Source organism: Streptomyces blattellae (assembly GCF_009709555.1).
In the GTDB taxonomy this organism is placed as follows: domain Bacteria; phylum Actinomycetota; class Actinomycetes; order Streptomycetales; family Streptomycetaceae; genus Streptomyces; species Streptomyces blattellae.
This window is the reverse complement of the sequence record NZ_WJBG01000250.1, coordinates 1-23,100: the sequence shown is the minus strand read 5'-3', so window position 1 is coordinate 23,100 and position 23,100 is coordinate 1. Positions and strand designations below refer to the sequence as shown.

The 23,100-nt window shown below is 69.8% G+C and carries 16 protein-coding genes, 2 tRNA genes, 1 other RNA gene and 2 pseudogenes; 9 read left to right on the top strand and 12 right to left on the bottom strand.

Going from position 1 to position 23,100, the window contains the following annotated elements:
• Window positions 1-73, top strand: a tRNA-Gly gene (locus GFH49_RS37500).
• A gap of 57 nt (window positions 74-130) precedes the next feature.
• On the opposite strand, the gene GFH49_RS37495 is transcribed toward GFH49_RS37500, so the two are convergent.
• The 6 genes from GFH49_RS37495 to ffs form a co-directional block, all read right to left on the bottom strand.
• The gene (locus GFH49_RS37495) at window positions 131-1,033 is read right to left on the bottom strand and encodes a phosphoribosylaminoimidazolesuccinocarboxamide synthase (RefSeq protein ID WP_155060523.1); all 903 of its coding nucleotides are present in this window, start codon (window positions 1,031-1,033) and stop codon (window positions 131-133) included.
• 132 nt (window positions 1,034-1,165) lie between these two features.
• Window positions 1,166-2,800, bottom strand: a complete 1,635-nt coding sequence (locus tag GFH49_RS37490) for a N,N-dimethylformamidase beta subunit family domain-containing protein (RefSeq protein WP_155060522.1) — start codon at window positions 2,798-2,800, stop codon at window positions 1,166-1,168.
• A gap of 317 nt (window positions 2,801-3,117) precedes the next feature.
• Complete coding sequence (locus tag GFH49_RS37485) at window positions 3,118-4,953, bottom strand: hypothetical protein (protein WP_155060521.1); 1,836 nt, start codon at window positions 4,951-4,953, stop codon at window positions 3,118-3,120.
• A gap of 376 nt (window positions 4,954-5,329) precedes the next feature.
• Window positions 5,330-6,580, bottom strand: coding sequence for a phosphoribosylamine--glycine ligase (gene purD / locus GFH49_RS37480; RefSeq protein ID WP_155060520.1), 1,251 nt, complete (start codon window positions 6,578-6,580; stop codon window positions 5,330-5,332).
• Between the two features lie 214 nt (window positions 6,581-6,794).
• Window positions 6,795-9,308 carry a DNA polymerase III subunit gamma and tau gene (locus GFH49_RS37475; RefSeq protein WP_155060519.1) on the bottom strand — a complete coding sequence of 838 codons (2,514 nt, stop codon included), beginning with the start codon at window positions 9,306-9,308 and terminating at the stop codon, window positions 6,795-6,797.
• A 108-nt stretch (window positions 9,309-9,416) separates the two neighbouring features.
• An RNA gene (ffs, locus tag GFH49_RS37470) (signal recognition particle sRNA small type) lies at window positions 9,417-9,516 on the bottom strand.
• A gap of 94 nt (window positions 9,517-9,610) precedes the next feature.
• Between ffs and GFH49_RS37465 the strand changes: the two genes are divergently transcribed.
• Window positions 9,611-9,695, top strand: a tRNA-Ser gene (locus tag GFH49_RS37465).
• 253 nt (window positions 9,696-9,948) lie between these two features.
• Here the strand turns inward: GFH49_RS37465 and GFH49_RS39620 are convergent.
• Window positions 9,949-10,092: a hypothetical protein gene (locus tag GFH49_RS39620; RefSeq protein ID WP_196218264.1), complete on the bottom strand. Its 144-nt coding sequence runs from the start codon at window positions 10,090-10,092 to the stop codon at window positions 9,949-9,951.
• Window positions 10,093-10,161: 69 nt separating this feature from the next.
• On the bottom strand, window positions 10,162-12,504 hold the full coding sequence (locus tag GFH49_RS37450) for a 2OG-Fe(II) oxygenase (protein WP_155060518.1): 2,343 nt from the start codon (window positions 12,502-12,504) through the stop codon (window positions 10,162-10,164).
• A 230-nt stretch (window positions 12,505-12,734) separates the two neighbouring features.
• Between GFH49_RS37450 and GFH49_RS37445 the strand changes: the two genes are divergently transcribed.
• The 4 genes from GFH49_RS37445 (at window position 12,735) to GFH49_RS37430 (ending at window position 15,594) form a co-directional block, all read left to right on the top strand.
• Window positions 12,735-13,463 carry a hypothetical protein gene (locus GFH49_RS37445; protein WP_155060517.1) on the top strand — a complete coding sequence of 243 codons (729 nt, stop codon included), beginning with the start codon at window positions 12,735-12,737 and terminating at the stop codon, window positions 13,461-13,463.
• A complete protein-coding gene (locus GFH49_RS37440; RefSeq protein ID WP_155060516.1) occupies window positions 13,460-14,776 on the top strand; it encodes a helicase-associated domain-containing protein in 1,317 nt (438 codons plus the stop codon). Before GFH49_RS37445 ends, GFH49_RS37440 begins: the two co-directional genes overlap by 4 nt.
• Before the next feature lie 183 nt (window positions 14,777-14,959).
• Window positions 14,960-15,175, top strand: a complete 216-nt coding sequence (locus tag GFH49_RS37435) for a type II toxin-antitoxin system VapB family antitoxin (protein ID WP_155060515.1) — start codon at window positions 14,960-14,962, stop codon at window positions 15,173-15,175.
• Window positions 15,172-15,594, top strand: a complete 423-nt coding sequence (locus GFH49_RS37430) for a PIN domain nuclease (protein ID WP_053752750.1) — start codon at window positions 15,172-15,174, stop codon at window positions 15,592-15,594. The genes GFH49_RS37435 and GFH49_RS37430 overlap by 4 nt, the downstream gene beginning before the upstream one ends.
• A 90-nt stretch (window positions 15,595-15,684) precedes the next feature.
• Here the strand turns inward: GFH49_RS37430 and GFH49_RS37425 are convergent.
• Window positions 15,685-16,008, bottom strand: a pseudogene (locus GFH49_RS37425) (transposase family protein); the annotation flags it as partial.
• 240 nt (window positions 16,009-16,248) lie between these two features.
• On the opposite strand from GFH49_RS37425, the gene GFH49_RS37420 reads away from it, so the two are divergent.
• Window positions 16,249-17,115 (top strand): NAD-dependent epimerase/dehydratase family protein, encoded by an 867-nt coding sequence (locus GFH49_RS37420; RefSeq protein WP_230396719.1) that lies wholly within the window; start codon window positions 16,249-16,251, stop codon window positions 17,113-17,115.
• Between the two features lie 263 nt (window positions 17,116-17,378).
• On the opposite strand, the gene GFH49_RS37415 is transcribed toward GFH49_RS37420, so the two are convergent.
• Window positions 17,379-18,641, bottom strand: coding sequence for a competence protein CoiA family protein (locus GFH49_RS37415; RefSeq protein WP_230396718.1), 1,263 nt, complete (start codon window positions 18,639-18,641; stop codon window positions 17,379-17,381).
• Window positions 18,642-19,046: 405 nt separating this feature from the next.
• Window positions 19,047-19,634 carry a KpnI family restriction enzyme N-terminal domain-containing protein gene (locus GFH49_RS37410; protein WP_155060513.1) on the bottom strand — a complete coding sequence of 196 codons (588 nt, stop codon included), beginning with the start codon at window positions 19,632-19,634 and terminating at the stop codon, window positions 19,047-19,049.
• Between the two features lie 270 nt (window positions 19,635-19,904).
• Between GFH49_RS37410 and GFH49_RS37405 the strand changes: the two genes are divergently transcribed.
• The gene (locus tag GFH49_RS37405; RefSeq protein WP_230396717.1) at window positions 19,905-21,518 is read left to right on the top strand and encodes an Eco57I restriction-modification methylase domain-containing protein; all 1,614 of its coding nucleotides are present in this window, start codon (window positions 19,905-19,907) and stop codon (window positions 21,516-21,518) included.
• A gap of 154 nt (window positions 21,519-21,672) precedes the next feature.
• A pseudogene (locus GFH49_RS41335) lies at window positions 21,673-22,255 on the top strand (PaeR7I family type II restriction endonuclease).
• 209 nt (window positions 22,256-22,464) lie between these two features.
• On the opposite strand, the gene GFH49_RS39615 reads toward GFH49_RS41335, so the two are convergent.
• On the bottom strand, window positions 22,465-23,100 hold a 636-nt coding region (locus GFH49_RS39615; RefSeq protein WP_328288280.1), incomplete at its 5' end, for a transposase.

Below are 23,100 nucleotides of genomic sequence, written 5' to 3'. Positions count from 1 at the left end.
GCGGACGTAGCTCAGTTGGTAGAGCGCAACCTTGCCAAGGTTGAGGTCGCGAGTTCGAACCTCGTCGTCCGCTCTGTATGAGTCTTTGTATGAGACCCCGGTCGGTCCCTCCGACCGGGGTCCCTTGCGTTCAGGCCCAGCTCATGCCCGTCAGCAGCTCGTACGCCTCCACGTACTTGGCGCGGGTCGCGTCCACGATGTGCTGGGGCAGCGGCGGCGGGGGCTGCTCGCTCTTGCGGTCCCAGCCGGACTCCGGCGAGGTCAGCCAGTCACGGACGAACTGCTTGTCGTACGACGGCTGCGGGCGCCCCGGCTCCCACTGGTCGGCCGGCCAGAAGCGGGAGGAGTCGGGGGTCAGGACCTCGTCGGCGAGGACGAGAGTGTCGCCGTTCTCGAAGCCGAACTCGAACTTCGTGTCCGCCAGGATGATCCCGCGGTCGCGGGCGATGTCGCGGGCGCGGCCGTAGACGGCGAGGGTGGCCTGGCGCAGCTGGGCGGCGGTGTCCGCGCCGACCTGGCGGGCGACCTCCTCGTACGACACGTTCTCGTCGTGCTCGCCGACGGCCGCCTTGGTGGCGGGGGTGAAGATCGGAGCGGGGAGCTCCGAGCCGTCGCTCAGCCCCTCGGGGAGGGCGAGGCCGCAGACCGTACGGGACTCGTTGTACTCGGCGAGACCCGAGCCGGTGAGGTAGCCGCGGGCCACGCACTCGACCGGGATCATCCGCAGCGACTTGCAGATCAGGGTGCGGCCCTGCCAGTCGGCGGGGGCGCCGGCGGGGAGGTCGGTGCTCAGGACGTGATTGGGCACCAGGTCGGCGAGCTGGTCGAACCACCACAGCGACAGCTGGGTGAGGACGCGGCCCTTGTCGGGGATCTCGGTGGGGAGCACCCAGTCGTACGCCGACATGCGGTCGCTGGCGACCATCACGAGGTCGCCCGCCTCGTTCTGGTACAGATCGCGCACCTTGCCGGTGTGCAGGTGCACCAGACCCGGAACCTGGATCGGCTCGGGCTTTTCTACGAATCCGGACACGGTTCCTCCCCGTGGGTCTGTCTCATGGGCTTGATTCTCCCGTATGCCGGAGATCGGCCTTGGGCCGGGGTGTGGGGCAGGGGGCGACGGCCGTTTCTCGGCCGCCGTGCGTCCGGGACCGTCCGGGACGGCTCAGTCACGTTTGCAGATGCGGTCCAGGAGGTTTGCTGTGGCGCGCTGGATGCGGGCGTCGACGTGGCCCGGTCGGTCCAGCGCCGGGGACCACGCGAACGTTCCGGACGCGAAGACCAGCGAGCCTGAGGGGGCGCGGTAGAGGGAGGTCTCCTGGTGGCGTAAGGCGCCCTCGCTGTCGCGGTACGGGGAGTGGGCGAGCAGGATGCGGTTCTCGTGCTCGGGGAGCGGGGTGCGCGGGAAGTAGCGGTCGGCCTCGCCCGCGACCAGGCCGTCGATCTCGTCGCCCTCGTGCGCGCCGGTCGCCTCCCACAGCCAGTGCTCGGCGTTGCGCACGATCAGGGGGTGCGGCTCGGGGACGCGGCCCGCGTACTGGATGCCGACGAGTTGCTGCTCGGGGCGGTCGATCTCGCGCCAGAGAACCGGCCTGCCCGGCCCTTTCCGTTTCCGGCAGGTGAGCAGACGGTCCGGAACGCCGGACGGGGACGGGCCCAGCTCCACTTGCCAGTACATGGTGTTGGCGGAGAGGAAGACCAGGGAGGTGCCGTGCTCGCGGGCGAGTTCCGTGGTGCGGCGCATCGCCGGCGACCAGTACTCGTCGTGGCCGGGGAAGACCAGGCCGCGGTAGCGCGCGGGGTCGACGAGGCCTGCGTGCAGGTCGCGGGCGTCGGCGTAGGCGAGGTCGTAGCCGTAGCGCTCGGCCCAGCGGATGAAGTCGTAGGCGTGGCCGACGTGCAGGGGGAGGCCCGCGCCGGCGTACGGGCGGTCGAAGGAGACCGTGGTCGCGGCATCGGCCTCGCCCAGCAACCGGCCCTGCTCGTCCCAGGCGTGGTAGAGGCTGGCGCCGGTGCGGCCGTCCTCCGGGTAGAGGTTGTAGGCCTGCCAGGTGATGTCGGGCAGGAGGAGCAGCAGATCCGCGGGGTGGTTGTCGCGGACCGTGAACGGCACGTGGGAGCGGTAGCCGTCGGCGGTGGTGAGGACGGCGACGTAGGCGCCGACGCTCCAGTAGGAGGGGATCTGCAGCCGCCAGGACAGCCACCAGTGGTGGCAGGAGACGGTTCGGTCGGCGGTGAGCGGGGGTGGCTGGACGATGCCGGAGAGACGGGGGCTGGTGGTGATCTTGGCTGCGCCGTCGCCGCCGTAGTGGCCGATGCGGTAGACGTCGACGCCGAATTCCTGGGGCGGGTCGACGGTGATGTGGAAGTCGATGGCCTCGCCGGGCGCGACCGCGCCGGTGGAGACGAAGCCCTTGATCTGGCGCTTGACGTCGTCGGCGGCGCGCGGGCCGCCGCCGGTGGCCGAACGCGGGGCGGGAACGGCTGGACCGGCTGGACCGGCGGGAACGGCTGGACCGGCGGGAACGGCTGGACCGGCGGGAACGGCTGGACCGGCGGGAACGGCTGGACCGGCGGGAACGGCTGGACCGGCGGGAACGGCTGGACCGGCGGGAACGCGGGGGTTCTCGCCGGTCGACTGCGCGGGGCCCGGATCCACATACCAGGGGACGACCTGGCCGGTGTCGTCGAAATAGGTCTCGCTGCCGCGCAGCCAGGGGACGGGGCCCTGGCCGAAGGGGTCCGTGACCGCGTGCGCCAGCGCGCCCGACTCCCAGCGGCGAATCTGCTGCGACCCCATGATCGCTCCCCTCCCTTGGGCCCCGTGTGCGTTGTGATTCGTGCGGGTTGTTTCGTGCGGGTTGTTTCGTGCGGGTTGTTTCGCGCGCTCCGTTCGTGCCTCGTGTGCTTGTCTTATGTCGCAAGCCCTTGCCATGTCCGCTATCGGTCCCAGCACATCACATAACGCACGCAGGCTGTCACTATTCGTTGCGAATTGGCCGAAAGTGGAATCCGACCTTCCGGTGGGACCTGGTCCCGGAGGCGGCCCCGGAGGCGGCCCCGGCTTCCGACGAAGGTCCGTCACCGGAGGCGGCCCCGGCTTCCGACGGGGACCCGTCAGGCGAGGCGGACCGGCTTCTCCGGACGTATCCCCGACTCCACCAGCCAGGCCCGCAGCGGTGCAGGGTCACCGTCCTCAATCAGGCTGAGGACTCGGGAGGTCAGGTCGGCGGCCCGCTCTCCGTTGACGATGAGGGACGGACCGTCGAGCCAGTCAAGGCCGGGAGTCGCCCCCGCGGTGTCCATCGCGGCGCAGCACACCATCGCCGTGACGTGGTCGGCGAGCAGTTCGCGGGCGGTGCGGGGTTGTTGCAGCGGGAAGAGCGAGAGCGTGCCGTCGTCCCAGAGCGCGGTGTCGGGGCCCTGGCCTGCGGTTGAGGACGCTGTTCGGTTGGTGGGGGTTGCCGCTTCTTCTCGGGCCAGTTCGGCGGTGAGGCCTGCGGCGAGGGCGGAGGTGCGTTCGGTGGGGGTGGGCGTGGTGGTGGTGTCTGGGGCGGGGGCGGGGGCAGTGCTGGGGTTGGTAGCGGGGCCGGGGTCAGTGCCGGTGTGGGTGTGGGGCTCGGCGTTGATGTGCGGGCCGGCGTTGTTGTCGGTGTCGGCCTCGGTGTTCGGTGTGGACGACAGGTGGTCGAGGACGCGGGCGAGGGTGTGGTCGTCGGCTTCCGGGGCGGTATGGCCGGGGGAGCGGCGGACGCCGAGGGCGTCCAGGACGCGGTGGAGGCGGGCCGCGTCGGTGCGCCATTTGCGGTCGACGACTTCCTCCGGATACTCCTGCCAGTCCACCGGGGACCAGTCGGGGCCGGGCTCGGCGGGGCCGCCGTGGAAGAGGCGGGCGGCGAGGAGTGAAGCGGCCTCGTCCACCGCGCCGGGCTCTTCGAGCAGGTCGCAGGCGGGGCGCTCGCCGAGCCGGGAGGCGAACCCCTCGGCCAGCCGGTCACGGCGGGACAGCTCGGTCAGCGCGGCCACCACGCCCGCGTCCAGCCGGGACGGCCAGCGGCCCATCCGCCAGGCGGGCAGCGCGACCCGCGTCAGCAGCCGGTCCCAGCCCGCGTACGCCAGCCCTACCTGCTCCTGCGCGACGATCCGCAGCCCGTAGTCCACAGCCTGTGCACGCTCGGCGGCAGCGGCGGCCACGCCCCGCTCCATCTCCGCCGCATGCCCCCGGCAGCTGCGCAGCAGGACGCGGGCGACCCAGCCGACACCCGCGAGCACCGTGCGCGCCACGGGCCCGCGATGAGGCGCCGAGGTGACGGCCACCGCCGCGTCCAGCCCCCGTACGAAACGGCGGGCCGCCGCTATGTCGGGGTGCGCCGAGGGTCCCGTACCGGCGACGACCGGGGCGAGGACCGCGCGCAGCTCACCGACACGCATCCACCACAGGAACGGCGAGCCGATGACCAGGACGGGCGCTGTGGCGCTGCGACGGTGGGCGTGCTTGCCCAGGCCCGCCATGTCGTCGTCCCCCGGCGGGGGCGGTCCGTGGGACAGGTGCGTACGGTCCTCCAGCCAGCTGTCGCAGTCCGGTGTGAGCGCTATGGCGGAGGGGGCCGGGACGTCGAGGCGGTCGGCGAGGTCGCGCACCATTCGGTACAGATCCGGCGCCGACTCCTCCCCGACCGGGACCGTCGGGCTCACGGCAGGGCGGGAGCGGGCGACAACCAGCGCGATGCCGCCGGCGGCGAGCAGCACGAGCACGGCGACCGGCGTCACGACCCAGCGCGCGGCGTGCCAGCCCGCGCCCACGAGATGGCCGGTGGACGCGCCGGCCAGCAGCACCACGGCGAGTGCCGCGGGCAGCAGTGCGACGGCCAGCGCCCGGCTGCGGATGTGCAGCACGGCGAGAGCCCGGGAGCGCGCGGACTGTGTGCCCGCCTCTCCACGCATACCGGTCATGATCGGTCGTCACCCCCTCCCTGCTGTCCCATACGGCGGCAAGAGCGACGCCCGTCGTGACGGTGCCCGTCACTGTGGCCGCCGCGGACTGCCCTGGCGTTGCTCACTCCCCCACTGTGGCACCCACCACTGACATCGCAATGCCGGTGGGCCAAGTGCCGGAACGCTTGCGCCGCACCCTAGTTGGGGCCCCGGCCCTCGTCAGCCGTATGGGGCACCGGTCACTCGATGGAATGGCTTTGGGGAGAGGTGGATGACGGACAGCGAGGATCAGGCCCCGGATCCATATACGGATTCGGGGCCTGAGGATTGGCCGGTGACGGCATTTTGGGGTGGTTATGGGTGTTTTTTCGGGTCCTGGCCCGGACCTGATCGTTTACGCGCCCGCCGCCTTCGCCGCGATGTCCGTGCGGTGCTGGGAGCCGTCGAGGTGGATACGGGAGACGGCCTGGTAGGCGCGGTCGCGGGCCTCGGTGAGGTTCTTGCCGGTGGCCGTGACGGAGAGGACGCGGCCGCCCGCGCTGACGATCGCGTCGCCGGTGCGCTTCGTGCCGGCGTGCAGGACGTATGCGTGCGGGGCGTCCTGAGCGGCCACCTCGTCGAGGCCGGTGATCGGGTCGCCGGTGCGCGGGGTGGCCGGGTAGTTGCGCGAGGCGACGACCACGGTGACCGCGGCGTCGTCGCTCCAGCGCAGGGGTTCGAGGACGTCGAGGGTGCCGTTCGCCGCGGCGAGCAGGACGCCGCCGAGCGGGGTCTTGAGGCGGGCGAGCACGACCTGGGTCTCGGGATCGCCGAAGCGGGCGTTGAACTCGATGACCCGTACGCCCCGGCTGGTGATCGCGAGACCGGCGTACAGCAGGCCGGAGAAGGGAGTGCCGCGCCGCCGCATCTCGTCGACGGTGGGCTGGAGCACGGTCTGCAGGACCTCGTCGACCAGCTTCGGGTCGGCCCAGGGCAGCGGGGAGTACGCGCCCATGCCGCCGGTGTTCGGGCCCTCGTCGCCGTCCAGCGCGCGCTTGAAGTCCTGGGCGGGCTGGAGCGGGACGACCGTCTGGCCGTCGGTGATCGCGAAGAGGGAGACCTCGGGGCCGTCCAGGTACTCCTCGATGACGACGCGCTCACAGGCGTTGGCGTGCGCCGCGGCCACCTGGATGTCGTCGGTCACGACGACGCCCTTGCCTGCGGCGAGCCCGTCGTCCTTGACGACGTACGGCGTGCCGAAGGCGTCCAGGGCCTCGTCGACCTCGGCGGGCGTGGTGCAGACGTACGACCGGGCCGTGGGGACGCCGGCCCCCGCCATGACCTCCTTCGCGAAGGCCTTGGAACCCTCCAGCTGCGCGGCCTCCTTGGAGGGGCCGAAGACCGGAATCCCCGCCTCGCGCACAGCATCGGCGACCCCCGCGACGAGCGGCGCCTCCGGGCCTACGACGACCAGATCGACGCCCAGCTCGCCGGCCAGCGCGGATACGGCGGTGCCGTCCAGGGCGTCCACCTGGTGCAGCTCGGCGACCTCGGCGATGCCGGCGTTGCCGGGGGCGCAGTGCAGCGCGGTGACGTCGGGGTCGAGGGACAGGGAACGGCACAGGGCGTGTTCGCGGGCGCCGTTTCCGATGACGAGGACCTTCACGGGGGTCAGCCTAACCGGCGAGGGGCCTGGTGAATTGTGCGGGTTGCTGAGGCGTCCGGGGTTGGTCGATTGGAGGATCCTCCGAGGTGCGCTTCGATCCTGACCGACGGTTTCCGATCCTGACCGGCGGTCTGCGGGAAACGGCCGCTGCTCGCTCTCTGTCTACGGGAAACGGCCCCTGCTCGCTTCTCCACTCGTCTCCCTGCTCGCTTCCCTACTCGTTCGTGAACTCCTCAACCACCGTCGCCCCCAGCTCCTTCACGATGAGGTCGTGGCCGGAGAGGGCGGACTCGTCGAGGTCCGGGTCGTCGTCCTCCGGGATGTCGTCCTCGGGAGAGACGGGGGGTGGCTCCGGAGTGGACGACGAGACCGAGGGCTGGGAGGAAGGCGCGGCGGGAGCCGGGGTGGCTGCGGGTGAGGTGGGAGCGGGCGTGGGTACGGGCCGGGAGGACGCCGGGGGCGGGGGTGTCGTACCTCCGCTGCCGTGGCCGGTGCCGCCACCGCCGTAGCCACTGCCCCCGCCAAAGGCACTTCCACCGGCGCTGCCGCCGCCACCGACGCCGTTGAAGCCGGAGGCGCCGACGGAACCGGGCGAGCCGTGCGACGTCGGGGGTGCCGAGCCGCCGGACGGGTCGACGACGGCCTCGATCTTCCACTGGACGTTGAACTGCTCGGCCAGCGCCTGCCGCAGCACGTCCTCACTGCCGCTGCTCGCGAAGTTGTCCCGCGCACCAGCGTTGACGAAGCCGAGCTGGAGGGTGGTGCCGTCGAAGCCGACCACCTGGGCGTTCTGGCTGAGCAGGATCCAGGTGAAACGGCGGCGGTTCTTGACGGCCTCAAGGATGTTCGGCCAGAGCATGCGGGGGTCGAGGCCGCCGGGCGCCGGGGGGGAAGCGGGGGTGGTGGTCGGAGGGGTGGGTGGTGGCGGGGACGCGGGTGCGGGAGCAGGCGCCGGTGCCGGTGTGCTGGCAGCCGCGGGCTGGCCGCCGCCCGCCGGGGCCGCCGTCGGCCAGCCGCCGGGGCGTCGGCCGCCACCGGCGGGGGTGGCGGTCGGCCAGGCGCCGGGGGCGGAGGCGGGGGTTGGTGCAGGGCTGTGCACGTCTTGGCCAGGTTGGGACTGTGGGGGCTGTTGGGGCTGCTGATGCGGCTGCTGAGTGTGCGGCGGCTGATCGCCACCGGCGGGTCCGCTGTCCGGGCCGATGCCGGAAGGTCCGCCGCCCGGCACGGTGGCGGCAGGGGGAACCGCCCCAACCGCCGACGCCCCAGCCGCCGACGCCGTACCGCTGTCCGGACGGGTGGCACTCACCGCGCCGGACCCAGGACCGCCGAAGCCGGAACCGGAGCCGGAGTCCTGGGCGCCCACTCCTCCCTGCGCCCCCGAGCCCCGCACGGCAGCCCGAGCCGCAGCGGCCCCGCCCCCGGTAGGAACCGAAGGAGCGGAGGGAGCGGAGGGAGCGAAGGGGGCGGAAGGAACCGGAGCCCCCATCCCCCCACTCCCAGCCGCACCGGTATGCGCCTCGGGCCCTGGCACATAGCCCATGGCGGGTGCACCGCCCCCGGTGGAGAAGTTCACGCCGCGCTCAAGCCGGTCGAGGCGGGCCATCACCGAACGCTCGTCCCCGTATGCGGCGGGCAGCATCACGCGTGCGCAGATCAGTTCGAGCTGGAGTCGGGGCGAGGTGGCGCCCCGCATCTCGGTCAGACCTTCGTTGACGAGGTCGGCGGCACGGCTGAGTTCGGCGGCGCCGAAGGTGCCTGCCTGGGCCTGCATCCGCTCAAGGACATCAACGGGGGCATCGATGAGCCCCTTCTCCACGGCATCGGGAACGGCGGCGAGGATCACCAGATCCCGCAGCCGCTCCAGCAGATCGGCGACGAAGCGGCGCGGGTCGTTGCCCCCCTCGATGACACGGTCGACGACCTCGAAGGCGGCGGCCCCGTCACCCGTGGCGAAGGCCTCGACGACGGAGTCGAGCAGCGAGCCGTCCGTGTAGCCGAGCAGCGAGGTGGCCATGGCATACGTGACGCCGTCGGCACCGGCCCCGGCGAGCAGCTGGTCCATGACGGACATGGAGTCACGCACCGAACCGGCCCCGGCGCGTACGACGAGCGGCAGCACACCGTCCTCAACAGGGATGTCCTCCCGACCGCACACCTCGCCGAGGTATTCCCTCAGCGTCCCCGGCGGAACGAGCCGGAACGGATAGTGATGGGTCCGCGACCGGATGGTCCCGATGACCTTCTCGGGCTCGGTGGTGGCGAAGATGAACTTGAGATGCTCCGGCGGCTCCTCGACGACCTTCAGCAGCGCGTTGAAACCGGCCGACGTGACCATGTGGGCCTCGTCGATGATGTAGATCTTGTAGCGGCTGCCGGCGGGCCCGAAGAAGGCCTTCTCCCGCAGCTCACGCGCATCATCGACACCACCGTGCGAAGCGGCGTCGATCTCGATGACGTCGATGGAACCGGGCCCGTTCCGAGCAAGGTCCCGACAGGACTGGCACTCGCCGCACGGGGTTGGCGTAGGCCCCTGTTCGCAGTTCAGGCACCGCGCCAGAATCCGCGCACTCGTCGTCTTGCCACACCCGCGCGGACCGCTGAACAGGTACGCGTGATTGACCCGGTTGTTCCGCAGCGCCTGCTGCAGCGGGTCGGTTACATGCTCCTGCCCGATGACCTCGGCGAACGACTCCGGGCGATAGCGGCGGTACAGCGCAAGAGACGACACGCATACGAGGTTATAGGCGCCCACTGACAACGCGGACCGCCCGGATACGGCAACGCCACGCGAGGCACCCCGCGGCGACCACGGCCCCCTTGCCCCAGTACCCCCGTAACGCGCAAGACCCCCCACGCACCCGCCAGAGCCAACCTACCCTTGCTGCCTTCCGGCCCTGGGGGAGTTCAGTCAGATAGCGCCGCGTGAGGGGCTTCCCCCAGCCTACCCGATCCCCTCACCTCCCTCGCCCACCCCTCCCCACCGGGGAACGAGTTCGCTAGCACTCCTCTCGGTCATGTAATGTTTCCGGCGGAGGATTCGCCTAGAGGCCTAGGGCGCACGCTTGGAAAGCGTGTTGGGGGCAACCCCTCACGAGTTCGAATCTCGTATCCTCCGCAGCCGCCTGAACAGGCGAAACGAGGAGCCGAGCCGCAATTGCGGCTCGGCTCGTCGTCATGCACTGGTTGCAGTTTTGGTTGCATTTATAGGCGACATTCGGAACATATCGACCGACAGGCAGGCGCACGTCCCGCGACTCCCGGCGGGCGGGCGGTCGGCACCGACTTGCACTGCGGAGTCCTGTGGAACTTGGCGGTGGACGTCCCGGCGATTGCCGACGGTCAGGATCCACACGATCAACTGACGATCCTCAGCGGGGCAGACAACGCGGCGGTCGCCGGCCCCAGTCAGGGACGTGATGGCCCTCAACGAGCAGATCGCCGAGTTGGACGAACTCGTCGAGAGCCAGTTTCCCGAACACGGACTCGCTGACCGTCCAGAGCGTCCCCGGCATAGGCGCCGCCTTGGGCGTGGAGTTCCTTTCGGCCTTCGCCGGCGTCGCTCCCGCGCCCCGCGTCTCGTGTCACGGCCTCGTGTCGACCCCGGCCTCGCCGGGAAGGTTCCATGTCGAGGCCAGCCAGGCCAGGTCGGCTCCGGCCTGACGGCGGGTCGCCCGCTCGCGCGAGAACAGCTCCTCGGTCTTCGTCAGCACCAGCGTGTACGGGCGTCCCTGCCTCCTGGTCACATGGCTTACGGGCAGCTCGGCCGTGTCGATCCTGCTGTGCACGTGCCGCCGCCCGTCCTTCGCCAGCGGCCACTCCAGCGTCCGCCGCGACCGGGAGCCGAGAAACTCGCCCAGGCCGCCACACAACTCACAGCCGCACCCGGTCCACGCCACCGACCAGTCGTCCGCGGCGCGTGGCGCCCGGCGCGCGAGCGCGCCGAGCCGGTCCCCGCACTCCCGTGCCACCGCCGCGAGGCCGGCCGCCCGGGGCTCGCCCTCCGTCTGTTCCCGTGCCGCGTGGCGCAGCAACGGCAGCAGGCACTCCAGGACCGTGTCCTGGTAGGAACGCAACGCTGCCATGATCCGGCCGCGCAGCTTTCCGTCAGCCGCTTCCAGGATGCGCAGCAGCGGCAGGCTCAGCCGCTCCAATCGCGCGCGGCGGATCTCGGCCGGCCCGGTTGCGGCCCACAGCCGCAGCTCACCGTCCACCTGGGTCCAGGCCCCGGTCAAGAGCAGCTCGGCCACTGCGGAACTCCGGGCGGAGCACAGCGCCGCGCACAGCTGGGGAAGCCGCTCGGTCCAGTCGTACCGGTGTTCCTCGAAGCGGTTCCGCGCGCCGCCGAACCAGCCCTCGGTGACCCGGCCCAGCCACGGGACGCCGTACCGCTTCGCCACCGCGGCCAGGTCGTCCGCGTCTTCCGGAGTGAGCGCGTCGATCCGGAACGGCTCAAGGAGCATCGCGGCGGTCCCGGGCGCCCGAAGGCCCTCGGCCACCCGCAGTGCGCTCCCCAACTGCCCGGGCAGTACACCACTGCCCTTCCAGAACGGCGCGAGGGACTCGGCCGCGGCGCGTGCGCCGTCCCGGTCACCCGTGGTGATACGGGCCTGCAGTTCCTCGAGTGCCCACCGCGATCCGGCCTCGCCGCGCGCCGCGAAGGCCCGCTCCCGTGGCCACACCACGACCGCGGCCCTCCGGTACCAGCGGTCCAGTGTGTTGCCGTAGTTGCCCATGTAGCCCTCGTACCGGGAGTCATAGGGCTTCAGGTCCGTACTCGGGGTACTGGCGCAGCTCTCGTAGTCGCGGACGTAGAGCGAGATCTCCTCGCCGTCGGCGCCGTCCGGACCGGTCCACCAGCCGAGGGTGATCTCGTCGTCGACCAGCTCGCCCAGCTCGTAGTCCTCGTCGGCACCCGCGCCGTCGACCGCGGCTGCTTCCTCCCCCTCTTCCTCTTCCTCTCCCTCCTCCTCGTCGTAGCCGTAGTCGTCCCAGGGGTCGTATCCGGCCGGAGTGGCGTCCCAGGTCTCCTTCACCTCGGCGAGGGCGAGTACCGTCTCGCACCCCGCCTGGGCGGCCGCGGCGCGCAGCAGCGCGGCACGCTCCGCGTCGGCGCCCTTGAGCCGGTCCCAGCCGAGACCCCGCTGCGTGTATTCGTGATCGAGCAGGTAGACGAGACGACGGGGCGGATCGGAGTACGGGCCGCCGTAGCGCGGCCTGGCCGGTGCGTCGAAGTGCTGTTCCAGGCAGTGCGCCAGGTCGTCGAGTGGGCCGGACTCATGCTCCGGGACCCCTCGCTCGGCCAGCAGGTTGAACGTGAGGGTCACCCGGTAGCCGGTCCTGACCGGTGTCACCTCGTGCGGGCAGTCGGCGTAGAAGGCCACCAGGCTCAGCTCCGTCCTCGACGCACGGTAGGTCCGGCTCTGCCCGGCGTGCCCGATGACCAGCTCGCCGCCGGTGTGCGCCGAGGGCAGCGACAGCACCAGCGTGCCCACCATGGCGTCGTCCTTCTCCGAGTCCTGGTGGGGGAGGAAGAACTGCCCCTTGCCGTACACGAGGAGCGCGTGCGGCTCGGCCCTCAGCCGGGTCGACGCGGGCAGCCCGAGCTCGTCCCGGAAGTACTCCAGCGCGCCGTCGAGCAGCGTCGGCCAGGCCGGGCCGCCCAGCGTGACCTGGTCCGGCCGGATCTGCCACGTGTCGCGCACACTGCTGTCGCTCAGGGTGTCCTCCCCCCGGCCGAACAGCGCCGGACGCGCCACCGCGATCAGCTTCTTCACCTGCGGCGCGCGCAGCGGCAGACGCACCGGTCCGACCCCGGCCACCTCAAGGCCGACACCGTCCGCCGGTGCTTCGAGCCGGGCGCTGAACTCCGCCGCCCTCGACCCGCCGAGCAGCACGCCCAGCCGCTCCCTCGCGCTCCTGGTCATCAATGCGCCCTCCCTGTTCCCGCGGCCGTGCCGCCTTGCCCCGACTCTACGGAGCGGCGGGACCGCGGGTGGCGGTCTCACCCGTACGGGAACGCTCTGCCTCGCGCGGACGGACGGGGCCGGGAAACGCCGGCTCGGGCCTGCGTGCCCACGCACGTCCCCCATCCGGGGACAACGGGAACAGCCGACCCCCCGCACCTGACGCCCCGGCGTTGCGGAACAATGGCCCCGTGAACGACGACGACGCTCAACTGCTGTCCCAGGTACGGTCACTGCGGGAGAAGGGCAGCGGACCGAAGCAGATCGCGCGGGCCCTCGGGCTGAAACCGGCCCGGGCGAGCGCGCTGGTGCGCCGGGTGGCCCACGAACAGCAGAGCACGGCCGCGCCGGCCGCGCGCCCGGTGGTGGGCTGCTGGGTGAACGCCGGCTGGAGCACGGGCCTGGAGCTGTCCGAGACCCCCGACTGGGCGCGCGCCGACGCCGAGGGCGCCGAGGATCCCGAGGCGGCCGGTTTCGCCCAGGTCCTGATCGCCCGACAGGAGCGGGCCAGCCGGGTCACCGTCTGCGGGTTCCTGGTCGACGTCTACTGCCTCGGCCTCAAGGACACCGTCGGCCCACGGGTGATGGGCGGGGGATCGCTGGACGCCTACGTACGCGACTACTACCAGGCGTTCGACCGGCCTCCGCTGCGGATCGGCCTGGAGCAGGCACAGAGCATCGTGCACGGTGGTGTGGCCTACGCCCGCACCCTCGGCTTCGAGCCCGCGCCGGACTTCGCGCAGGTCTCCGTACACCTCGGTGAGCCCGGCCCGGCCGCCCCGCGGATCGGCTTCGGCCGCCAGGGCAAGCCGTTCTACATCAACGGCCCCCGCGACGACGCCCGGACGATCGTACGGACGCTGGAACACACCTGCGGCGAAGGCAACTACGACTACATCCTGGCGACGGGGCCGCTGTGACCCTCGACCACGACGAGCACCAGGTACGCACGACCGAGCACGAGGCACAGGCCAACCTGAAAGCGGTGCTCCAGCTGTGCGCGGCAGGCCGACTGCGCTGCAGCGAGAAGACACTCCGCCCGTCCGCGGCGACGGTCAAGGCGGTCGTGGAAGTGCTCAGCGGCGGTGACTTCTACGCCGAGGAGTCAATCGCGTCCTTCGCCTGGCCGCTGCTGCTCCAGGCCGGCGGACTCGCCGAACTCGCCTCCGGGAAACTCACGCTGACCGCACGCGGCAGGGCGGCGCTGACCAAACCGGCACACGACACGCTCGCCCTGCTGTGGCGGCGCTGGCTCAGCCACGGCGTGATCGACGAGTTCTCCCGCGTCGAAGCGATCAAGGGCCAGCGCGCGGCGAACGTCCTCACCGCCGTCAAGCCGCGCCGGGCCCAGGTCGGCGCGGCCCTGGCCGCCTGCGCCCCCGGCGAGTGGACCGACGTCGACACGCTCTTCCGCACCATGCGCAAGGCCGGTCACGATCCCAGGATCGCCCGCACCGAGCGCGCCCTGTGGAAGCTCTACCTGGAGGACCCCGAATACGGCAGCCTCGGCTACGACGGGTTCCACGACTGGGAACTCCTCCAGGGCCGCTACACCCTCGCCGTACTCTTCGAGTACGGCGCCGTCCTCGGCCTGATCGACGTGGACTACCGGCCACCGGTGGGCGCCCGCGACGACTACCGCGACAACTGGGGCGCCGACTGGACCGACTGCATCAGCCGCTACGACGGCCTCCTCGCCCTCCGCCTCAACCCACTCGGCGCCTACGCCACCGGGCAGACCGCCACCTACCTCCCCACCCCCGCACCGGCCGACACCGCCCCGAAGAGCACTGGCGGCCTGAAGGTCCTCCCCAACCACGACCTGGTGGCCCTCGACGGACTCACCCCCGCCGAGACCCTCCTCCTCGACGCCTTCGCCGAGCGCACCGGCGACCGCGTGTGGACCCTGACCCCCGCCTCGCTGCTCGCCGCCGCGGACACGGGCCGCGACCTCGCCGAACTCCGCCGTCATCTGGAGGCCGCCGCTGGTCCGCTCCCGCAGACGGTCACCACGCTCCTGGACGATGCCACCCGCCGCGTCGGCCAGGTCCGTGACACCGGGCCGGTGCATCTCATCGAGTGCGCGGACCCCGCCGTCGCGGCCCTCCTCGCCACTGACCGCCGCACCCGCGCCCACTGCACCCGCCTCGGCGAACGCCACCTCGCCGTCCCCCTCGACAAGCTCCCCGCATTCCGCAGGTCCGCCCTTGCCCAGGGTTACCCCGTCGGCTGACACGCACCCTCGGTGTCTGGTGCCACCCGCGCGAAGCGGAACCCGTCTTCGCTCTCTGCCGTATCCACGGCGTGCTGCCCACGGAGGGACTGGCAGCGCCCAAGGCCAGGCGCCAGGAAGCGTCACCTCGTGGACACCTTAAGGGATATACTTGGAACCATATTTGATATCATGGAGGCCCTTGTGAGTAGGACGGTTATCGACCTGGACGACGACCTGGTCGCGGACGTGGCCAAAGCCCTCGGGACGAGCACCAAGAAGGAGACGGTCAACACCGCTCTTCGCGAGGTGTTGGAGAGCCGGCGTCGCGCCCTGGCTCTCGCCCGGCTGCGGGCCGCGGCCGGAGACGGCGCATTCGATCTGGAGCTGTTCGAGAGCAAGGGGAACTACCGCCGGTGAACGCGGCCCAGTTCCTGATCGACACCAGCGCGCTCGCTCGGTTCATGCGCGAGGACGCGGAGCAGTACGGCTGGGACCAGGCGGCAGCCGCCGGGCTCATCGCCACCTGCCCGATCACCGAGCTTGAGTTCTTCTACAGCGCCCGGTCGGCCGCCGACAGGGCGCGCGGCATCGAGGACATGCGGCTGATCTTCGGTTGGGTTCCCGTCGACGACCGCGCCTACGACCGCGCCTGGCAGGTCCAGGAAGCTCTCACCAAACAGGGAAAGCACCGCAGTGCGGGTGCGGTGGATCTCGTCGTGGCCGCGACAGCCGAGCTGCAAGGACTCACCCTCCTGCACCGCGACCACGACTTCGCCTGCATCGCGGCCGTGACCGGCCAGGCTCTCCAGTGGTACGGCCCGGAGAGCGGCAAATAGGCGGGCGACGTCGTCGGGTTTGTCGTCGAGGCCGACGAAGCCGAGGTCGGCCAAGGCGCCGAGGCCGGTTTCCCGCAGGTGTTCGGTGATCTTGTTGTGGCGGGCGGTGGTGATCTCGCTGGACCGTCCGGGCTTGGCCGCGGAGATCCAGATCAGGTTGCCCTTCTCGTCGGTCAGCGCGAGAAACAGCAGGCCATGGGCCTTGTGCTTGCCTGAGTAGTTCTTCCGGTCATCCTTCCCGGTGCGGCGGTGGGTGCGGATCAGGGTGCCGTCGAGGAGGACCACGACCCCGCCGCTGCGGGCGATCTTCTTCAACGCCCGGTCCAGGCGCGGGGACCGGGCGGCCAGCAGCTTCACGACTTCCTTCACCCAGTGGCGGACGGTGGACTCCCCGACACCGTTGCCGCCGGTCATGTCGGCCAGACGCGGGTCGTGGCGCAGGACGGCGAGCACGATGACCGGCCACACCCCAAACTCCCGCGAATCACCCCAACGAGGCACCCTCACAAGATCTGCACCCAACCGGCATGGAGCAAGGCCCGTCTCGGTCCCTCCCCCTGGTCATGGACCTGGCACAACCGCACCCACTACCTCATGGCCGTCCCTCAACGGCTCCCGGATTCTGCTGCTCGGCCTCGCGTACAAGGCCAACACATGAGGCGCCCCGAGATCAGCCGAATCCGGGTGATCGACAACCTCTCCACCGGCTGCAAGGAGAACATCGCAGGTCTCGACGTTGACTTCTTCGAGGGCGACATCCAGGACGCTGCGCTCCTGAACCAGGCATTTCACGGCGCGGATGCCATCGTCCACCTCGCCGCCTTGCCGTCCGTGCCTCGGTCCGTGAAAGACCCCCTGGCCAGCCACCATGCCAACGTGACCGGAACCCTCCAGGTCCTCGAAGCAGCCCGCCGAGCCGGCAACCTGCACGTGATCGCCGCCTCCTCGTCATCCGTCTACGGGGCGAACCCGCACCTCCCGAAGCACGAAGACCTCACCACCGCACCGATGAGCCCGTACGCGGTCACCAAACTCGCCACGGAGGCGTACTTGGGCGCGTACCACTACAGCTTCGGCCTCCCGGTACTGCCCTTCCGCTTCTTCAACGTCTACGGGCCCGGCCAGCGCGCCGACCACCCCTACGCCGCGGTCATACCGAAGTGGATCAGCGCCACGCTCAACGGGCGCCCCCTGACCGTGCACGGTGACGGCACTCAGACACGCGACTTCACGTACGTGGGCACGGTCTGCGAGGTCCTCACCGACGCCCTCCTGCGCCGAGTCGTCGAACCCTGGCCAGTAAACCTGGCTTTCGGTACACGAACGTCCCTCCTGGCCCTGATCCCCGATATCGAGGCCGCAACCGGGTTCCGCGCTCAGCGGGAGCACACAGCCGACCGCGTTGGTGACGTCCCCCACTCGCAGGCCGATGGCACCCGCCTGCGAGCGCTCTTCCCGACCGTCGCGCTCGCACCGCTGCAGGAAGGGATATCGGCTACAGCAAAATGGCTCCGTGCTTGATTGGTCTCAGATTTGGTCTCATTCACCCCCGTCCGGCGCCGTCCGAAACTCCCACCAGCGCCCGCTCCACCGCAGGTCAGGACGCCCCCGTCCCGCCCCGGACACCCGGGCGAACATTTGGAAAGCGTGTTGGGGGCAACCCCTCACGAGTTCGAATCTCGTATCCTCCGCCAGTGCCTCACCGGGCACGATGTCGAAGGGCCCCACCGTTCGCGGTGGGGCCCTTCGTCGTGCGTGGTTGCAGTTTTGGTTGCAGTTCCCGGCTACCGACCGTTGAGGACGGCCCGGCACACGCGGCAGTACATCGCCGCGTACCGCCCGTACCTGCGCATCAGCTGGCCGCACCCGGCACACGGCCCCAGCTCCCACGTCGGGCATCCCAGCGCGGCGGAGGCGGCGGTCCGCTCGACAGGGGTGATCCGCATCGGATCACGAGAGCCCTGCACGGGCATGCGGGGAAGGGTGATGCCGCCAGTCGGCTGGCCGAGGTCGCGGATGGGCCGGGTGTCGCTGACGAACCAGCCTTCTTCTCCTGCCCGGCAAGTACGGTCGATCTCCTGCTCGGCGAAGGTGATCACGTCGTCGTCCTCATCGGCCGAGGCTGGAGGAAGAGGCGTCCGTTCACCGACGATCTCCTCCCACAGCGTGCGGTCGTCCGCCGACACCCACATGTGCCGTCCGGCCCGGCCGTTGCCGCGGCTGGGCACGTAGACCGGGACGCTCTCCCCCGTGGCGCTCTGCAAGACCAGGTCTTCGATGTAGACCGGCTTCTTCTCGGGCACACACAGCGCGGGGACGAACCAGTCGGCGTGAATCGCGCCGCAGTGACCGGCACCCTCGCTGACGAGGCAATGGCGGTCGCTGCTGGGTACGCACTTCCATACCTCCAGGTGGCGGTACCCGCCGCGGATCACCATCTCCTTGCCGTCGGCGATGTCCTTCCACGGCAGGTCGTCCACGCGTGCCCATGGGGCTCGGTCGATCAGTGAGGCCGTCCGGTCCTTCGCCACCCAGAGGGGTGTGATGCCGTGCTCCACAGCGTTGGCCGAGCGGCGGTGCACGCTGCTGGGGCTGAGGTGGTGGTACTGGATCTCCCAGCCGATCCGTAGGCCGCTGGGCCCGGTGACGACCGCGTCGGTGACGCTCCGCCGGTTGGCTACGGGAACCTCGGCCTCGGAGTCCAGCCCGTACTTCGCAGCGGTCTCGACGACCCGTTCCTTCGTGGCCTTGTGCTGTGCACTCTCCGCCGTAGTCGGCTTGTGGGTGACCGGTAGGTGAGAGGCAACCAGGGGCCTTCGGCCACCCACCCTGCCTCGACGGATGAACATCCACGGAGACTTCCCACCTGTCTCCGACTGGCACTCCCGCCCCTTGTGGTGTGCCAGGCACTCAAGCAGTTGCGGGTCTCGGTCGGTGACGCGCGCGGTGATCTCGCCGAGCAGCTCCGGACGGCCCGGATGCCCGAGATCGGGTAACGAGAGATTGATCTCTATGCCATATCCGGTGTGCCACACCCCGTTAGCCATGCCCTCCACGATAGGAACGGCCACTGACAGTGGGTAGAGAGCCACGAGACATGACCTGGAGCCGGCCCCGACAGTGCGAGGCCGGCTCCAGGTACGAAGATGGGTCACCAACCGAGGCAGGTGATCAGCGACGCCACCTCTCCCACACCCACGCGATCGCGGCCACAGTGGCGCCTCCGATCACCTGCTCCGCCTGAGTGCCGACGCCGGCGGAATAGCCCGCGGCATAGCCGACAGCGACAGCGGCTACCAACACGTCATACCTAGGCGGTCGCTCGCCTTCGGCCAAAAGCACACGCATACTGGACAAGGTCCTTCTCCTCATTATTTCGACGGGGTTGGGCCATCCGCCGGAGCCCGGAGATCTGTGGAAGGTGACACGGGGTCCGGCGGAAGTCTTTGTACTCAGGGGTTTGGGCTGGTGCCGCCCTCCCCCATCTGGTCGGAGAGCTCGGAGCTGATCAACTCGCCCAGCCGGATCGTCAGGTCGCGGCGCTGCCCATCGGAGAGGCCGCGGAAGGCACGCCAGGCCAGTTCAACAGGTGAACTTGGGCGGTGCCCCATGGCGATCCAAGCCATGAGGAGTGACCTCTCGGTCGAGGAGAGATCTTTCAGCTTCTCCCAAACTGCTTCCGGATCCGGTGGGTTCCGGACCTGTAGCCGCTCCGCAAAGCTCGGGCGTAGTTCCTCGGGTCTGCGTGGCGACCGCCGTATGCCCGGCTCCCAGACGGGTTCGCCAGCGCGCACGAAGCGGGCCTCATGAGGAGCCAGGGCCGCGTCATCCCGGTTGGTATCCAGCACCCACCCGTGCGCTCGGAGATCCCTGAGGCGCCTGTCGATCTGCGCGATGTCCGGGAACGCCGTTCGCAACTGGTCCTTGGTGTAGACGTTCCCCTCCCCGACCTGCGTCACGAGCCACAGGGCCGCGCGGACCATGCTCCCCATCTTTTCGTTCGTCCAGTCAGGCAACTGGGTTTCCGACACCAGGGTCACACCTCCTTCACTGACGGCAGTAAACCATATTCGGCAGAGTTCGGCGACGTTCGGCGAACTTTCCGGCGCCGATCGGCAACCTGCTGGGCGAAGCCCTGCGGGGCACAAATGAGCGACGGGCGTCAGTCAGGTGCTGTAGCGGCGGCGCATGCAGGCCGACCTGTGGATAACTCTCGTGGCCGAGATCCTCCCTAGTAGTGTCAAGACGTGGCCACTCCTCTGTTCCCTGACACCGATCTCCACGGTCTCCCTGCTCTTCCCGCGGAAGCCGTGGAGCACGGCGAGGTCTTCACGCGGCGCTGGGTGGTCGACCTGATCCTCGACCTCCTCGGCTACACGGCCGACAAGGATCTCTGCGACGTAAAGCTCGTAGAGCCGGCCTGCGGCTCGGGTGCCTTCCTGGTGGCTGTGGCATCGCGGATCAGCGCCTCCTGCCGTGCACACAATCGACCGATTACAGACGCGCTCGCGGCCGTTCGTGCTCTGGACCTGCTGGAGCGCAACGTGAAGCAGAGCCGTGCGGTCATCGAGAAGCAGCTGGTGGACGAGGGATGGCAGGCCGAGGAAGCTCAGCGGGTGGCAGCAGCATGGATCGAAGAGGGCGACTACCTGCTGCAGTCCGACGCAGATCACCGCGCCGACTACGTGGTGGGCAACCCTCCGTACATTCGCCTTGAAGACGTCCCCGACCATCGGATGGCTGCCTATCGCAGCGCCTGTCCCACGATGGGCGGCCGCGCGGACATTTACGTCGGCTTCTATGAGATCGCGCTGCAAAGCCTCAAGCCCGGAGGCCAGCTGGGCTTCATCTGCGCGGACCGCTGGATGCGGAACCAGTACGGCCGTCGGCTCCGGCAGCTGGTGAAGCGTCACTTCAGCATGGATCTGGCACTCGTCATGCACGACGTGGACGCCTTCGATGATCAAGTTTCGGCCTATCCGGCGATCACGATCATCTCGAACCGCTCCCAAGGTGAGGCGGTGGCAGCGGACACAACCCGCGCGTTCGGAAGCACCCAGGCCCACGCCTTCGCCGACTGGTATTTGAAGGGCACGTCGGAGTCGATCGCTACTGCGACCTTCCAAGCCGCGCGTATGCCGCACTGGTTCCCGGACGAGGACTCGTGGCCGTCCGCGTCACCAGCCAGGCTGGCGGCCCTGGAGGAGCTGACCGAACGTTTCCGGCTGCTGGAGGACGACAGGACCGGAACACGCGTCGGCATCGGCATCGCCACCGGCGCCGACAAGGTCTTCCTCACAAACGACGACAGCCTCGTCGAGCGTGACCGGCTGTTGCCGATGGCCATGGTCCGTGACACCACCAGCGGCACTCTGAACTGGCACGGCACCTACTTGGTCAACCCGTGGACTGCCGAAGGCGACCTCGTAGACCTCACCGCACACCCCCGGCTCTTCAAGTACTTCGAAGAGCACGGTGCCTCCCTGCGTAAGCGCTACATCGCGGTCAAGCAGCCTCAACGCTGGTACAAGACGATCGACAAGGTCGACCACCGCCTGACCGGGCGTCCCAAGCTGCTGTTTCCGGACATGAAGCTGACGATCCATCCGGTCCTCGATGAAGGCGGCCTGTACCCTCACCACAACCTGTACTTCATCGTCTCGGACATCTGGGACATGCGCGTACTCGGTGGTCTGCTGCTGTCCAAGGTCGCGGAAGCGTTCGTGGAGGCGTACGCGGTCAAGATGCGAGGCGGGACCCTCCGGTTTCAAGCGCAGTACCTCCGCAAGATCCGCGTACCCGACCCCGCAGCGATCAGCGAGAGCGACCAGGCTGCCCTTGCAGAGGCTTTCGACAAGCGTGACGTGAAGGCCGCCACGGAGGCCGCGCTTCGCGTCTACGGACTCGCCGAGCTGCCTGACTAGGGAGGGACGGATCTTGACGGTCACCCGCCAAGACTTCGAAGACGCTATTGCGGCCTACTGGGGTGCGAAACAGCTTCAGAACGAGCAGTCCGCGATCAAAGCCGCGGTTGGCGCCGGCACAGCCGGATCGGTACGCGGTGGCAAGCACTTCGACGTGATCGCGACCCTCTTGGCGAAGTTCTTCCTGGACGCCGGCTTCCCGCCCGAGAGCATCCGGGTCAGCAAGTCCCAGGGTCTGGAGCTGCCCGGCTACTACCGGCCGCAAAAGCAGTGGGACCTCGTAGTCATTCACCAGGGCGTACTCGTCGCGGCCTTCGAGATGAAGGCGCTCGGAGGGCCGTCGTACGGCAACAACTACAACAACCGGGTAGAGGAAGCACTCGGCAGCGCGGTGGACCTCCGCCGCGCGGCTCTCGCCGAGCTGTACCCGAAGGAGACCCTGGCTCGGCTACTTCTTCATAATGCAGGACGGCGAAGGCTCCCGGAGGCCGGTCAAGACCGCGAAGGGCGCCCTGCCCTCCGACGAGATCTGGCACAACACCTCGTACCAGGACCGGTTCGGGATCTTCTGCGAGCGTCTCATGGCCGAACAGCTCTACGACGCCGCGTGCTACGTCACGTCCTCGGCCGAGAACCCCAAGCCCATCGAGCTGGTGGAGAGCCTCGATTGGAGGCACTTCTCAGCAGCGATCAATGCGCGCCTCACATATTTGAAGGACCTCGGGCTTCCCGGTTAGAGCCAATGCCGTTCAGTTAAGCGGTAGAGGCGAGTCTGATCGTGGCTGGACCGCTGTGTCGAGTTCCGGTGTCGTGGGGGCGTTTGACGCGGTAGGAGTTGTGGCGGGCTCGCTTGACGACTCGGGGGTAAGTGCGGTGCCGGCGTTCGGGATTGGGGCGCTGGAGGAGTTCGGTGATGGCCGCTGTGCGAGTGGCGGTACGTGGGTGGTCAGGGGGGAAAGGCCGCCTGGTCGGTGACCTGGCGGCGGGTGATGCGGACGGCGCGGAGGAAGGAAAGCCGGTCGGGGTCGAGTTCGGCCTGGTCGGCGGCGCGGGTCATGAAGGAGCGGACGGCGTAGTGGGTCAGCAGCAGTCCGTAGATCTCCTGCTCGACCAGTTCCGGGCTTTTCGAGCGCAGGACGGCGGCCGAGCCCAGGAGCTGGGATTTCATCTCTGCCAGTGCCGTTTCGTGTTCCCAGCGCTGGTGGTAGGCCCAGGCGAGCTCACCGGCCGGGAGGTGCGCGGGGTCGAGCAGGTCGGTGGCGAGCACGATGAGCTCACCGTCGGGGTTGCGGTCGGGCACGGTGTACTCCACCACCCGCACCAGCTGGGCCCGGTCGTCGTCCAGGGGGTGTCCGGCGCGGGCACTCTGCAGCAGGCGGTGGCGGGTGGGAGCGTGCAGGCCCGGCGCGTACAGCAGGGCCAGGTACGAGCCGTCGTCCAGCGCCCGCACCAGGGGCAGCTCCACGCTTGCGCCGATGCGCCAGCACAGGTGGGCACCGCGTTCACGGGCCCGCTGCCACAGCTGCCAGGAGTACAGCCCGGCATCCGCCAGCAGCAGCATGCCGTCCTGGAGGCAGCCCAG

Excerpts from the sequence above, each read along its gene's own strand:
- GFH49_RS37415 (WP_230396718.1), bottom strand. The coding sequence starts at position 18,641 with ATGGCTAACGGGGTGTGGCACACCGGATATGGCATAGAGATCAATCTC.
- GFH49_RS37450 (WP_155060518.1), bottom strand. The coding sequence starts at position 12,504 with ATGACCAGGAGCGCGAGGGAGCGGCTGGGCGTGCTGCTCGGCGGGTCG.
- GFH49_RS37485 (WP_155060521.1), bottom strand. The coding sequence starts at position 4,953 with ATGACCGGTATGCGTGGAGAGGCGGGCACACAGTCCGCGCGCTCCCGG.
- GFH49_RS39620 (WP_196218264.1), bottom strand. The coding sequence starts at position 10,092 with ATGCCGGGGACGCTCTGGACGGTCAGCGAGTCCGTGTTCGGGAAACTG.
- GFH49_RS37420 (WP_230396719.1), top strand. The coding sequence starts at position 16,249 with ATGAGGCGCCCCGAGATCAGCCGAATCCGGGTGATCGACAACCTCTCC.
- GFH49_RS37490 (WP_155060522.1), bottom strand. The coding sequence starts at position 2,800 with ATGGGGTCGCAGCAGATTCGCCGCTGGGAGTCGGGCGCGCTGGCGCAC.